Source organism: Streptomyces sp. LX-29, from assembly GCF_029541745.1.
In the GTDB taxonomy this organism is placed as follows: Bacteria; Actinomycetota; Actinomycetes; order Streptomycetales; family Streptomycetaceae; genus Streptomyces.
Genome location: NZ_CP089746.1, coordinates 181,412 through 195,007 on the forward strand (window position 1 = coordinate 181,412; position 13,596 = coordinate 195,007).

10 protein-coding genes are annotated in these 13,596 nt (G+C 71.5%); 7 read left to right on the forward strand and 3 right to left on the reverse strand.

What is annotated here, in order from left to right; genetic code table 11:
- Positions 1 to 264: 264 nt before the first annotated feature.
- A complete protein-coding gene (locus LRS74_RS00935) occupies positions 265 to 1,125 on the reverse strand; it encodes a helix-turn-helix transcriptional regulator (protein WP_277744552.1) in 861 nt (286 codons plus the stop codon).
- Positions 1,126 to 1,274: 149 nt separating this feature from the next.
- Here LRS74_RS00935 and LRS74_RS00940 point away from each other — a divergent pair, with 149 nt between their 5' ends.
- Together LRS74_RS00940 and LRS74_RS00945 are read left to right on the forward strand one after the other, a co-directional pair.
- A complete protein-coding gene (locus tag LRS74_RS00940) occupies positions 1,275 to 2,090 on the forward strand; it encodes an alpha/beta hydrolase (protein WP_277739118.1) in 816 nt (271 codons plus the stop codon).
- A 119-nt stretch (positions 2,091 to 2,209) separates the two neighbouring features.
- The gene (locus LRS74_RS00945) at positions 2,210 to 2,866 is read left to right on the forward strand and encodes a DUF5701 family protein (protein WP_277739119.1); all 657 of its coding nucleotides are present in this window, start codon (positions 2,210 to 2,212) and stop codon (positions 2,864 to 2,866) included.
- Positions 2,867 to 3,119: 253 nt separating this feature from the next.
- Here LRS74_RS00945 and LRS74_RS00950 read toward each other — a convergent pair whose 3' ends face one another.
- Complete coding sequence (locus LRS74_RS00950; RefSeq protein WP_277739120.1) at positions 3,120 to 3,764, reverse strand: dihydrofolate reductase family protein; 645 nt, start codon at positions 3,762 to 3,764, stop codon at positions 3,120 to 3,122.
- A gap of 379 nt (positions 3,765 to 4,143) precedes the next feature.
- On the opposite strand from LRS74_RS00950, the gene LRS74_RS00955 reads away from it, so the two are divergent.
- From LRS74_RS00955 to LRS74_RS00975, 5 genes are all read left to right on the forward strand, one after another.
- On the forward strand, positions 4,144 to 4,947 hold the full coding sequence (locus LRS74_RS00955) for an SDR family oxidoreductase (RefSeq protein ID WP_277739121.1): 804 nt from the start codon (positions 4,144 to 4,146) through the stop codon (positions 4,945 to 4,947).
- 420 nt (positions 4,948 to 5,367) lie between these two features.
- Complete coding sequence (locus tag LRS74_RS00960; RefSeq protein ID WP_277739122.1) at positions 5,368 to 6,429, forward strand: WD40 repeat domain-containing protein; 1,062 nt, start codon at positions 5,368 to 5,370, stop codon at positions 6,427 to 6,429.
- A 329-nt stretch (positions 6,430 to 6,758) separates the two neighbouring features.
- Positions 6,759 to 7,112 (forward strand): hypothetical protein, encoded by a 354-nt coding sequence (locus tag LRS74_RS00965; protein ID WP_277739123.1) that lies wholly within the window; start codon positions 6,759 to 6,761, stop codon positions 7,110 to 7,112.
- Between the two features lie 188 nt (positions 7,113 to 7,300).
- Positions 7,301 to 9,331 (forward strand): serine/threonine-protein kinase, encoded by a 2,031-nt coding sequence (locus LRS74_RS00970; protein WP_277739124.1) that lies wholly within the window; start codon positions 7,301 to 7,303, stop codon positions 9,329 to 9,331.
- Between the two features lie 103 nt (positions 9,332 to 9,434).
- Positions 9,435 to 11,531, forward strand: coding sequence for a serine/threonine-protein kinase (locus tag LRS74_RS00975; RefSeq protein WP_277739125.1), 2,097 nt, complete (start codon positions 9,435 to 9,437; stop codon positions 11,529 to 11,531).
- A 115-nt stretch (positions 11,532 to 11,646) separates the two neighbouring features.
- Here LRS74_RS00975 and LRS74_RS00980 read toward each other — a convergent pair whose 3' ends face one another.
- Positions 11,647 to 13,539 (reverse strand): multicopper oxidase domain-containing protein, encoded by a 1,893-nt coding sequence (locus LRS74_RS00980; protein WP_277739126.1) that lies wholly within the window; start codon positions 13,537 to 13,539, stop codon positions 11,647 to 11,649.
- Between the last annotated feature and the right edge of the window lie 57 nt (positions 13,540 to 13,596).

Consider the following 13,596-nt stretch of genomic DNA (forward strand, 5'->3'; position numbering starts at 1 on the left):
GGCAAATAGATTACATGGCTACTATGTCCATGGCTACTAAGTTCACGGTTACCAAGTACATGGCTGCTCAGAGAACCGCCGTGGAGAAGACCTCTGCGTCCGAGGCGACCGCGACCAGCGGCTTCGCCTCCGGGAGGGGGCCGCGGTTCGGCGCCGTTGACGGACGGCAGCGCACGTTCTGCGACCGGAGATCTGTCTCGGCCGGTCCGGAAGCCGACTGGACGTGGTCGGCGCCCGGGCCGCCCCGCCCAGCCGGCCGGCTCCTCAGCCGGTCGGGGCGAACTGGCCGGTGCCCACGACCTTGAGCAGAGCGAGGCGTTCGGCGGTGTCGCCCCCGATGGGCGGCGTGTACAGCACCACACGCTGGTCGCCCTCGGGTGCCCACAACGCCTGGCAGTCCAAGTCGACCGGGCCGATCAGCGGGTGCACGAGGCGCATGCGCGATGCCCTGCGGACCGCGACCTCGTGCAGCTCCCACAGGCTGGCGAACTCCTCGCTGGCCGCTCGCAGCCGCTCCACCAGGCGCGTCGCGGCGGGGTCGCCTCCGCGCCGGCCCACGGCCGCCCGCAGATCGGCCACGTGGAGCCGGCTGTAGTGGTCGTGCTCGTCGGCCGGATAGGCGGTGCGCTGGGCGGGGTCGGCGAACCAGCGCCAGACCACGTTACGACCGTGTTCGGACACCGAGCACACCCCGCCCAGCAGGGCCTCGGCCATCGCGTTCTGGGCCAGGACGTCGCCGAGGTCGCTGATCACCTGGACCGGTGTGGTCGGCAGCTGGTCCAGCAGGTGCAGCAGCCCCGGGCTGACGTGGTCGCCGCTGCCCCGGGCGGCCGGCGGACGGTGGCCGGCGAGGAGGTGAAGGTGGTCGCGTTCGTCGTCGGACAGGCGCAGGGCGCGCGCAAGGGCCGCGAGCATCTCCGGCGACGGCTGCGGGCCGCGAGCCTGTTCGAGGCGGATGTAGTAGTCGGCGGACATGCCGGCGAGCTGGGCGACCTCCTCGCGGCGGAGGCCCGGCGTGCGGCGCCGGGGGCCGGTCGGCAGCCCCACGTCCTGCGGGCGCACCCTCTGGCGGGAACGCCGCAGGAAGTCCGAGAATCCACCACGGTCGATCGTCATGATGATCATCATGCCTGAGGAGGCCGTGCTCAACCAGGGACTGCCGATCCCTGGATCGACAGGGCTCTGCCGATCCCGGCGCTGCGGCGGCACGGTTGGTCCGGGAGCACAGACGCCCCGACCACCGCGACAACAGACAACACCCGCAGGAGCACTCCATGGCCACCGTCACCGTCAACGGCGCTCAGGTCCACTACGAGCAGACCGGTTCGGGCCCCGCGCTCGTCCTGGTCCACGGCACCGGGTCGGCGGGGGCCGCCGTCAACTGGGGGCAGACGCTTCCCCGGTTCACCCCGCACCGCAGCGTGATCACCCCCGACCTGTCCGGGACGGACACCACCGTCGACGACGGTGCTCCGCTGACGGCCGAACGACTCGCCGCCCAGGTCATCGCCGTCATCGAGGCGACGGAGGGCGGACCGGTCGACCTGCTCGGCTTCTCCATGGGCTCCACCGTCGCCGCCACCGTCGCGGCCCTGCGACCTGACCTCGTTCGGCGGCTGATTCTGGCCGCCGGCTGGGCCCACACCGGCAGCGACGAGTACCTGACCAGCCTCTTCACCCTCTGGCAGAACCTGGGAGCCAGCGACCCGGCGTCCTTCGGCCGCGCCGTCGCGATGACCGGCTTCAGCCGCGGCTTCCTCAACACCATAGGTCGCGACCAGTTCGAGGCCCTGATCCCCAACATGCCGCCCACTCCGGGCACGCTGCGTCATATCGACTACGACCTGCGGGTGGACATCCGCTCCCTGATCCCCCGCATCGAGGCCCCCACACTCGTGATCGGCGGCAGCCAGGACATCACCGTCCCGGTGGAGCACAGCCGGGCCCTCCACGCCGCGATCAGCGGCAGCAGCTACGCCGAGATCGACGCGGGCCACGTGATGTTCTTCGAGCAGGAAGACGTCTTCGTCAAGCTGGTGACCGACTTCACCGAAGGCCCCTCCACGACATCCGCCGCGACCGACGCCTGAGCAGACACAGCTCCTGTCGGGGTACTTCGTCTGTCGCGGCGCCGCCGCGCCGGGAACATTCCGACGGACCACCGCGTTTGATCTTGGGTCTACCCCTTAACCGCGATGCGAGGAGTACCTTGCCCGATACCTCGTCCTCCGCCACCGTGACCCCTCTCCCGTCGCTCGCCGCCCAGGCAGAACACCTGATCGAGCTCGGGGTGCACGAGCTCGCGGGGATACCTGCCGACCAGCTGCGCGCCTTCGCGGCGAAGGCCGGGAGCCATGACGGCGACGCCCTGCTCGCCGTCCACCCGGACCGCGCCCCCGCCTCCGCCCTCGCACCGCTGCTCCGGCACGACGGCAAGCCCGGCTTCGTCGTCACCGACATGCCCGACGTCGACCGCTTCGACCCCTACACGGTGGAGGTCCCCGACGCCCCTCTCTATCTCGTCACCGACGTCGATCGTGGCGACCACATGGCCAACTGGAGCCCGGAGGAGGCGCTGCCCGCCCTCGCCCAGCAGGACCGCACCCCGCTGCTGCTCACCGAGGGCATCCACTGGGTGCTCCAACAGCCGGCCGTCCTGGAGCGTAACCACTGCTTCATGACCATCGGCTCCCGGCTGCGCAAGGCCAACGGTGCCCTGGACGCCCGTACTCCGGCGATCTGGATCAGCAACGGCACCGGGCGGGACGGCCGCGAGCGGCGCAATGCCCCGAAGGTCGGCTGGTGCTGGTGGGGCAACCGCCACACCTGGCTCGGCTTCGCCTCCGCGACGGGCCGAAGTCACTAGTAGTTCCACGGGTTCCCGTGGTTCCGCTGGTTCCGCAGAGGGGATGGCTTCGTCTCGGTCACCAAGGGAGGCGGGCGCACGACGCGTACGCCGCAGACCGGCGCGAGCCTCCTCCGCCGTGCTCGGGCGGGGCGGCGCGGCCGCCCCGCCACGGCGTCGTGCACGGCCGGGACCGTCCGAGGCGTGACTCGGCGCCCCGCTTCAGGGCAGCCCCGGGAGACGGAACACCGGCTGGGGCTGCCCTGAGAGCCGGTTACTTTCGCCAGAACAGATGGTGCGTCACGCCGCTCGGGCTGGGGACGACCTCCAGGTGGAACCGGTCGAGCAGCTCATCGGGGGACTCCCAGAGTCGTAGTCCGGACCCGAGCTTCAGCGGCGAGACCGCCACGTGCATGGTGTCGACGAGGTCCGCGTCGAGGAACTGCCGGATCGTGGTCACCCCGCCGCCGAGTCGGACGTCCTTGCCCTGCGCCGCCTCCCGCGCCAGCTCCAGGACCGTGGCCGGGTCTCCGTCGACGAAGTGGAACGTGGTGTCGGAGAGGGTGAACGAAGGACGCCTGTGGTGAGTCATGACGAAGACCGGGGTATGGAACGGGGGCTCGTCACCCCACCAGCCGCGCCACTCGTGGTCGTGCCAGGGCCCGCGCTGGGGCCCGAACTTGTTGCGGCCCATGATCTCGGCACCGATGTTGCGCGCGTAGTCTCGCGTGAAGTAGTCATCGAGGCCCCGGCTCCCCCCGGGATCGGTGCGCATGGGCCAGCTCGCCGTGGCGCCGGCCCAGGCGAACAGCCTCTCGGGATGGACGTGGCCGAACGGACGCTCAAGGCTCTGGTCCTCACCGGCACCGATGCCGTCACTTGAGACGTTGAAGTTCTGGACTCTCAGTAGCTGAGCCATGTGTTCCTCCTGCGTTGGCAATAACGATGATGAGACTCCCCGGTCCGGGCAAACTCATCGCTGCGTCCGTGGCCGGCCGGATTCAGGCCACCGTCGATCGCCGACTGACGCCCGCCCATGGACAGACGCTGCCTCTTGAAAGCTCGCAATGCCAGCGGCCACGACACGGCGAGTGAGTCCGTTCTGGCGCAGCACCCGCCAGGTGCTCGGGCTCAGCTCGGGAGGCGCCGCACGCCTCGCCCCCGAGCGGGCCGGTGCGGCGCTCTCGGCCCTCGTTGAACCTGGTCCACCGCGGCACCCTGGCGCGAGCCGGCTCCTGCGGGTCCTGCCGCTGGGGGGAACTTGACGCTTCGGCGCCGGTCCTAGACGATCCCAGACCGTGACGTCGAGTACCGATCAGGACCAGACCACCCCCCGCCGGACTCCTCCCACGGGCCGCCCGATCGTTCTGGTAACAGGTGCGGGCCGCACCGTCGGTATCGGCGCCGGCATCGCTCGCCGGCTGGCCGCGTCGGGCTGGGACGTCGCCTTCACCTACTGGACCCGCTACGACGACCGCATGACCTGGGGCAGAGAGCCCGGCGCGACCGAAGCGATCAGCCAAGCCCTGGCCGCACACGGTGCGTCCACCGCGGCGGTCGAGGCGGATCTCGCCGACCCGGAGACCCCGGCACGCGTCTTCGACGAGGTCCAACAACGACTGGGCGATGTCACCGCGCTGGTGATGTGCCACTGCGAGTCGGTCGACTCCGGTTTGCTCGACACCACCGTCGAGAGTTTCGACCGGCACTTCGCCGTCAACGCGCGCGCCACCTGGCTGCTCATCCGCGAGTTCGGACGCCGCTTCGCCGCAACCCCCGGAACCGGCCGGATCATCAGCCTCACCAGCGATCACACCGTCGGCAACCTGCCCTATGGGGCGAGCAAGGGGGCTCTGGACCGCATCACCCTGGCCGCCGCGCGCGAACTCGCCCATCTCGGCGTGACCGCCAACGTGATCAACCCCGGACCGGTCGACACCGGGTGGATGTCCGAGGAGATCCGCGAGCACTGCGTCCGCAGCACCCCGCTCGGCCGTCTGGGCACGCCGCAGGACACCGCCCACCTCGTGGACTTCCTGTGCTCCCGGAAAGGTGAATGGATCAACGGTCAGCTGCTGATGAGCAACGGCGGCATCGCATAGAGCACCACGTCCCGTCCCGCGATGACCTGGGCATGGATGGCAGCTCGGCGCCTGGTGACCGCATACTCGCCGGCCCAGCTGGACTGGCTGGCGCCGAGGGGTCTTCGCTTCAACGAGGAGAGCTTCTCGGCCCTGGAGTCGATCGGCGAGCCGACGCGGGAGCGCTGGAGGTCGGGAGGCCGTCGCCGAGGCGATGCGGAGCCAGACGCTCCAGCGGCGGGCGGACCGCCGTCGACGGGCAGGACCGCAGCCGGCGAGCGGGACCGCAGTTGGCGGGCGGAGTCCACCTGGGCGCGTACGGCTGGGTGGAGGACCTGTCGGCCGGGTCTTCCAGTGGGTGGGCCGGCGGGTGCGCGCCGGGCGGGGTGAGGCGTCCAGCGCCCTCGCGTTCGACGGAGCCGTACCGCCGAGGGGGGCGCGGTGAACGCGGGGCGGGGCCGCCCGCGCCATCGCCCGGGACGGGGCCGTACCGACGCGGGCGGGGTCGAGACGGCCGGGATCGAGGCGATCGGGGTCGAGGCGGTCGGGATCGACACCAAGGCGGAGCTGACGGTGATCGCCCTGACCGCCGACGAGACGGAGATCGTCGCGATGGACGGGTACGGACAGATGTTCCGATGGAACCGGCTGACCGGGCTACGCCTGGCCGGTCCGGTGCAGCTGCACGACCGGACCGTCTGGGGCATGGTGCTGACCCCCGACGACCGGGAGGTCGTCACCGGGGGCGCGGACGGCACGGTGGGGCGCTGGGACTGGCTGACCGGCGGCTCCGTGGGCGAGCGCTTCACGGCGCACCGAGGCCCCGTCCTCGGCCTGGCCCGAACCCGCGACGCCCACGAGCTGCTCACCGCGTCCCGGGACGGCACGGTCGGCCGCTGGGAGCGGACGACCGGCAGCCCGCTCGGCGAGCCGCTGCGCGGACATTTCGGAGCGGTGCGGGCGGTGGGCCTCACCCCTGACGAGGACGTGGTCGTCACGGCCGGCCAGGACGGCACCGTACGACGCTGGAACCGTACGGCCGGCACACCACTCGGCGAGCCGCTGCGCGGACACGACGGGCCGGTGCAGGCGCTCGCGGTCGGCCCCGACGGGCGGGACTTCGCCTCCGGCGGCATCGACGGCACCGTGCGCCGGTGGGACCGCGGTTCGGGCGGGCCCGTCGGGCCGCCGCTCGTGACGGGGGCGCCGGTGCGGTGCCTGCTGCTCACCGGGGACGGCGAGGTCACGGCGGCGTGTTCGAACGGGACCCTGCACCGCTGGGACCGGACGGGGCAGCTCATCGGTGCGGTGCTGCCCGCCCACAAGGCCGCGGTCTGGGCCATGACGGTGACGCGGAACGAGTCCGAGCTGCTGTCGGCGGGCTGGGACCAGCGGCTGCTGCGGTGGGAGCGGATCACCGGGGTGCCGCTGCGACCGGCCGGGGAGCCGACCCGGCTCGAGCTCGTGCCGCGGCTGGAGGTCCATGGCACCACACCGCTCTGAGCCGCTTTCCGACGCACCGTTCCGCCCCGCTTCGGGAGAGCCGATGCCGTCCCTCACCCTCGACGCCTCACCGTTGACGTTCCCCTGCGTCTCGGTCCGCCGGGACGGGGACGACGGGACGGGAGTCGAGGACGGGGACGGCCTCGTCGACGGGCGGCGTTGGCGCCGCCGGAGGTGTCGCCGCCCGAGGGCACGGGCTACCGGATGCGAGGGCGACGGCACGACGGCCGCTGTCGCCTTCGACGTATGCGAGGACGGCACCCTCGGCCTCGCCCCGGAGCGCGCGGGCACCGGCCGGGCGGAGCCGGCCTCGGACCTGCCGCTCCCCGGTGCACGGCTTCGCCGCGGGTGCCCTGACGGCACTCCTGGACCACCTGGAGGGGGATGGGGGCGCCCTCTACGAGCCGCGCTCGCAGGAGTCGGTGGTTCTGACGCGGCGTGACGGCGAGGCGACCGTTTCCGAGACCATCGCGCAGAGCGCCGAGCATGCCGAGGGGGTCGCCAGTCTCCGCCTCCCCGACGTGGAAGAGGGGCGCCGGCGCGCGGCCATGGCCCGCGCCTTCGCCGAGGCGGCCGCGAGCGTGCCGTACGACGCGGCACGTACGCTCACGTGGCCCCTTCCGGGCGGGGCGGTGGAGGGAGGGTCTGACGCGTTGTCGATCGGCTGCCGGCGCCCGCGCTAGCGGCTGACGCCCCATCACCGGCTCGGCGCGTCCGCGCCCGTGGCTCGTAGGCCGAGGCCCCGCCCCGTCACGCCCCGTGTCCGACGGCCGCCCCGTGGACAGGGATCGCGATCTCGCCGTCCCGCCTCACGGGATCATGGTTCAATGCCGTGCGTGACCCCGCAGACCCCGGCAGATTCGAGTAGCGCATGGTGGAGCCGCTAGGCCCCTCTGACCCCCAGCGCGTCGGTCCGTACCGGCTGGAAGGCCGGCTGGGCGCGGGTGGCATGGGGCAGGTCTTCCTCGGTACGTCGCCGGGCGGCCGGAAGGTCGCGGTGAAGGTCATCCGGCCGGAGCTGGCGGCCACCCCGCAGTTCCGGACGCGCTTCACCCGCGAGATCGACGCGGCGCGACGCGTCGGCGGCTTCCACACCGCCCAGGTCGTCGACGCCGACCCCGAGGCCGCGCCTCCCTGGCTGGTCACCGAGTTCATCCCGGGTCCCACGCTCCAGCAGGTCGTCACCGAGCGCGGCCCGCTCGCCCCCGATGTCGTGCTACGCCTCGGCGCGGGACTCGCCGAGGGGCTGGCCGCCATCCACGACTGCGGGCTGGTGCACCGGGACCTGAAGCCCGGCAACGTCATCCTCGCCGACGACGGCCCGCGCATCATCGACTTCGGCGTCGCCCACGCGCTCCATGCCGGGCCGTTGACCCGCCCGGGCGCGATCATCGGGACGTACGCCTACATGTCGCCGGAGCAGATACGATCCGCCCCGGTGACGCCCGCCGGCGACGTGTTCTCCCTCGGCTCGGTCCTGGCGTTCGCGGCGACCGGCCGCAGCCCGTTCGACGCCTCGACCGTCCCGGCGATCATCCACCGGGTCACCAGCGAACCACCCCGGCTGGACGGCCTGGTGGACGGCGGCGGTCTGCGTGCCCTGATCGACGCCTGCCTGGCCAAGGACCCCGCCGGGCGCCCGGCCGGCGCCGACATCCTGCGCCGGCTCTCGGTCACCGGGGGCACCGGGGGCACCGGGGGCACCGGGGCGGACACCCGCCCCGCCGACCAGCCGGCCAGGCCAACGGCGCGGCGCGGCCTGCTCATCGGCGGGATCGCGGCCGCCGCCGCGGCCGCGGTCTCCGTCCCCGCGTTCCTGCTCTGGCCGGACTCCCGGTCCAAGAAGGCCACGTCGAAGGGCGGCCCCGTCGCCTTACCCGGCAAGAGCTCCGCCAAGGGCGTCACCAAGGATCCCACCAAGCCGGTCGCTCGGCTCGCCGGCCACACCAGCCACATCGAGTGCCTCGCCTTCGGCCCGGACGGCCGGACCCTGGCCAGCGGCAGCATGGACAACACGGTGCGGCTCTGGGACGTCACCTCCGGCCGTACGGTCACCACGTTCACGGGCCACACCTCGACGATCCTGACGCTGGTCTACAGCCCGGACGGTAGGACGCTGTTCACCGGCAGCCTCGACCAGACCCTGCGGCGCTGGAACGTGCGCACCGGCGCGCCGATGGGCGTCATCGCCACGTACACCGGTCAGTTCGACGGTGTCACCGCCCTGGCGATCAGCCCGGACGGCACGACGCTCGCCGTGGGCCGTGACAGCGCCGGGTTGCAGCTCGTGGAGGCGTCGACCGGCCGCCCCGCCGCCACCCTCGACGGTCACACCGGGAGCATCCAGGGGCTGGCGTTCAGTCCGGACGGGCGGACCCTGGCCAGTGTGGCGTCCGACATCGACAGGGACGGAGTGCGGCTGTGGTCCGCCGACACCGGCCGCCTCGTCAGGACCTTCGCCGCCGGCCGGAAGAAGAACTACTCCTCGGTGATGTTCAGCCCGGACGGCAGGACCCTCGCCGCCGCCGGCCCCGGCGTACGGGTGTGGGACCTGGACACCGGACGTCTCACCGCGACGCTCACCGACCGCCACCCGTACATCGTCGCGGCGGCGTACCGTCCGGGGAAGCCGGGGCGGACCGGAAAGGCGTTGATCGCGGGCGCCGGGGGCAACGTCGAGCCGAAGCCCAGCGACACCACCGGCAAGACCGTCAGCCTCTGGGCCCCGTCGACCGGGCGTCTCGCCACCACCCTGACCGGCGTCATGCCGAAGTCCGACCTCACCACATCGGTCTCGGCGCTGGCGTTCAGCCCGGACGGCACGACCCTGGCGGCCGGGCTCAACCTGGCCGCCGCGTCGAAGGAGTCCGACACCTCGATCCAGCTGTGGAAGCTGGCCTAACGGACGCCCCACACCCCCTGGCCCCTGACCCCTGACCCCTGACCCCTGGTCCCTGACCCCTGGTCCCCTACTCGACTCTTCACTCCTCAACCGGACGGTATCGATGGACGCGTTACAGCCCGACGACCCTCGCTGGATAGGCCCCTACCGGCTGGAGGGCCGGCTGGGCGCGGGTGGCATGGGGCAGGTCTTCCTCGGTACGTCGCCGGGCGGCCGGAAGGTCGCGGTGAAGGTGATCCGACCGGAGCTGGCGGCCACCCCGCAGTTCCGGACGCGCTTCGCCCGCGAGATCGACGCGGCGCGCAGGGTGGGCGGCTTCCACACCGCCCAGGTCGTCGACGCCGACTCCGAGGCGGAATCCCCCTGGCTGGTCACGGCGTTCGTCGCCGGTCCGACCCTCCAGCAGGTGGTCGCCTCGCAGGGACCTCTCACCACCGATGCCGTGATGCGCCTGGGTGCCGGGCTGGCCGAGGGGCTGGCCGCCATCCACCGCTGCGGCCTGGTGCACCGGGATCTGAAGCCCGGCAACGTCATCCTCGCCGACGACGGCCCGCGCATCATCGACTTCGGCATCGCCCGTGCCGTGGACGCCAGTTCGCTCACGGCGACCGGGACGGTCATGGGCACCTACGCCTATATGTCGCCGGAGCAGATCCGCGCCGACCGGGCCGGACCGGCCAGCGACGTCTTCTCCCTCGGCTCGGTTCTTGTCTTCGCCGCCACCGGCCACAGCCCGTTCGACGCCCCCGACCTGCTGGAGGTCGTCGAGCGGATCCTGGACGAGCCACCGGTGCTGGACGGCCTCGACGAGGATCTGCGCGGCCCGCTGGCCGGGTGCCTGGCCAAGGACCCCGCGGAGCGGCCGCTCGTCACCGAGCTCCCGGCCCGGTTCGCGGGCCTGCCGTCGGATGGTGTGGCCGTCCGGCCTGCCGGGCCGGAGCCCGCAAGACCTGAGCCCGCCGAGCCGGAGGAGGTGACGCTTCCGGCTGCGGCGGGGCCGACGACGGGCGTGGCCGGCCCGGAGCGGGCAGGGCCCGCGGCGGCCCCGGAGCGGACGCTGCTCCTGGCTCCCGGCCCGGGGCAGCCGCCGCCCGCCCCGCCGACCATGCCGTATCCGCCCGCCGACGTCCCCGGACGGGCGGTCCCGACCGCGCCCGCCGCGCGCACGGGCCGGGTGTCACGCCGCGCGCTCATCGTCGGCGGGCTGGCGGCCGCCGCGGGCACGGCCGTCGGGGTCCCGCTGCTCCTGCGGGCGAAGGGCGACGGCTCGGACGACCCCGTTGTCAGGTCGGATACCTCTCCGGGCGGCGCGGCGGACGGGGTGGTGCTCAACGGCCTGTCCGGGGCCCGGACCCTTGCCTTCAGCCCGGACGCCAAGACGCTGTTCGCCGCCGGCGACGGCGGCACCGTCTGGCGCTGGGACGTCACCACCCGACGGGGCACCAGTACGCACATCGGCATCCCCGAGTACATCCAGCCCGTCCAGTTCAGCCCGGACCGCAGGCTCCTGGTCAGGGCGGAGAAGAACAAGGTCCTCCTGTGGGACGTGGCCTCGGGCCGCATGGTGAGGACCTTCCACGGGCCCCCGACGGGCAAGGCCCAGGAGGGCTTCGTCCACTCGCTGACCCTCAGCCCGGACGGCGGGACCATCGTCGCGAGCCTCTCGGAGGGCCTGTACGTGTGGGACACGGCCTCCGGCCGGAAGCGCGACGTGCACAAGGGCCGGTACAGCGGGCCGTTGGCGATCAGCCCGGACGGCAGGCTGCTGGTCACCGCGTACCCCGTGAGGCTGCGGGAGCTGCCGTCCTGCCGGGTCCTGGCCACCGTCGACGAGTACACCTCCCACCAGGCCGCGGTGTTCAGCCCGGACGGCCAGATCCTGGCCCTCGGGCAGCTGGACGGCACGGTCCGTCTGTGGAACGCCGCGACCCGTCAGGAGGTGGTCACCCTCAAGGGCCACAAGGGCACGGTCAACGCGCTCGCGTTCCACCCGAGCGGCCGTACCCTGGCCGGCGCGGGCAGGGACGGGACCGTGCGGCTGTGGGACACGGCCTCGGGGAAGTCCACCGCCACCTTCACCTGTCCCAACTCCCTTGAGGCGGTGGCGTTCAGCCCGGACGGCAAGATGCTCGCGGCGGGTCTGGGCAGTGGCACCGGCTTCTCCTCGAAGGACACCGTCCGCCTGTGGACGATCCCCTGAGACCAGTCCCGGAACCGTCCCCGGAGACCAGACTCGTCCACGGCGACGGACGGGCCGTTGAGCCGGAGGCGGGTGCTGCTCCGCAGATGGGCCTCGCCCTGGCTGCCGTCGCCGGTCAGTGGCCGTGGCCACCGCCGCCACCGCCACCGCCGTCGCCGTCGCCGTCGCCCACGATCGTCCACGGGCGCATCAGGTCGTCGTCTTCGTGTTCGAGAATGTGGCAGTGGTGGAGGTACGTCGCCGGGAGCTCGGTGCCGCTTCCGGGAATCGACGCGATCATATCCATCGGCGGGCTGAATTCATCGATGATGATTCTGGTCACCGTCTCCGGATAGGACTTGACCGTGTCCTTGTGGGACCGCGCTTCGTCCGGGTCCGGCGGAATCGGGGGCCCGGTGAGATAGTTCGCCAACACCGGCCTGTCCTCCGGTTTGCGGCCACCGTCAATCCACTTTTCGTAGTCCGCCTGGTAACCGGCCGCGTCGATCGGCTGTCTGTTCAGCACCTGGAAGTTGACGAGGTGGACATGCATCGGGTGGGCGTCGTGGTTGGGATTGATGTACTCCCAGATCTCGGTCGAGCCCGCCTTGATGAAGTCCTGGGACGGCTCCATGAACGGTACCGCGTTGAACGTCATGGTACCGAAGAGCTCGTGCTGGTACAGGACCCATTCCCGCCGACGGATGTGCGGTTTGGGCTCGATGGGTGCGACCGCCGGCAGCTTGAGTTTCTCGGGCGGCGTCGTCCCGTCCGCGCCCCCGGACAATCTTTTGGTGACCTGGAATTGCATGACGCCCGAGATTTCGGGTCCGCCGCCGCCGGGGTAGTGGACCGGTGCGTTGTAGTTCGTCAATATGACGTTCGTACCCATGGGCATCTGGCTGAAGTCGACGATCAGCTCGTACCGCTCGGCCGGCGAGATCAGGAAGTTCAGCATGCGCAACGGAGCACGGAGACCTCCGTCGGTGCCGATCAGCCAGAACGGCAGTGTGGGTTGAGGCAGTACCTCCCTGGGAACATCGAACCTCAGCCGCCAGAAACGCTCGTTGGAGGCGTTGAGAATGCGCAGCCGGTAGCGCCGCGGCTCGACGGCCAGGAAAGGGTACGCCTTGCCGTTGACGACCGGGGTGTCCTCGCCTTCCCTCTGGGTCATGGTGTAGGCGAGCGAGCCGTCCCGCTGGAAGGTCCGGTCCTGCAGGATGAGGGGGACCTCGAATTCGCCTCGCGGCAGGCCGAGCCGCTCGTCGGCGGGGTCGCGAACGAGATAGAGACCGGCAAGCCCCGCATAGACGTTGAGGCTGGTCATCCCCATGCCGTGATCGTGATACCAGAGCATGGACGCACGCTCGTGGTTGGTGTAGCCGCAGATCGCTTCGTTGGGTTTGACCCGGCTCGGGTCGAGGGTGGTGTAGGAGTCGGCATGGAAGCCGTCCGGGCTGAACGACTGCAGCGGCATGCCGTCGGACTGTGGTGCCGTGAAACCGCCATGCTGGTGCACCACGTTCCACACGTTGATATTCGGGGGGAAAGGCGGTTCGCTCTTGTAGGGAGGCGGAGCGATCGGGGTGAGCTGGGGGTCACCGTTGCGGATGGCGTCGATCACGAACTGGAACAGGTGGGTGGTCGGCAATTCATTGCGGTACTTGACGACCGTCGGATGGTCCTTGGTCACGCTGAGGGTGGGCCCGAGGTAGCCCATGCCGATGGCCTGGTGAGGATCGTGCGGGTTCTCAGCCCAGTAACCCCACACGGTTGCCGGCCCGAGATCGCGGTGGAAGCGCCACGAGCCCTGCCGCATGGTGATCTCGTAGTAGTCGGCGCCTGGATAGACGGAAGGATCCGGGATGGCTGTCAGCGGCCGGGGCAACGGGTCGACGTACTTCTCCAGCGGAGGAGTCTGCGGCACCGGGGTGTCCGCAGACCCTGTCCCGTGAGCCGGCGACGCGTATGCCCGCACTCCCAGAACACTCTGGGGAAGCACGGCCGCGCCGCCCATGGCACCGGCCATGAGGAATTTCCTTCGCTCAACCATCGTGTCCAGCCTTCCCACGCCTCACATGGCGTC

Excerpts from the sequence above, each read along its gene's own strand:
- LRS74_RS00970 (WP_277739124.1), top strand. The coding sequence starts at position 7,301 with ATGGTGGAGCCGCTAGGCCCCTCTGACCCCCAGCGCGTCGGTCCGTAC.
- LRS74_RS00950 (WP_277739120.1), bottom strand. The coding sequence starts at position 3,764 with ATGGCTCAGCTACTGAGAGTCCAGAACTTCAACGTCTCAAGTGACGGC.
- LRS74_RS00935 (WP_277744552.1), bottom strand. The coding sequence starts at position 1,125 with ATGATCATCATGACGATCGACCGTGGTGGATTCTCGGACTTCCTGCGG.
- LRS74_RS00980 (WP_277739126.1), bottom strand. The coding sequence starts at position 13,539 with ATGGCCGGTGCCATGGGCGGCGCGGCCGTGCTTCCCCAGAGTGTTCTG.
- LRS74_RS00940 (WP_277739118.1), top strand. The coding sequence starts at position 1,275 with ATGGCCACCGTCACCGTCAACGGCGCTCAGGTCCACTACGAGCAGACC.
- LRS74_RS00975 (WP_277739125.1), top strand. The coding sequence starts at position 9,435 with ATGGACGCGTTACAGCCCGACGACCCTCGCTGGATAGGCCCCTACCGG.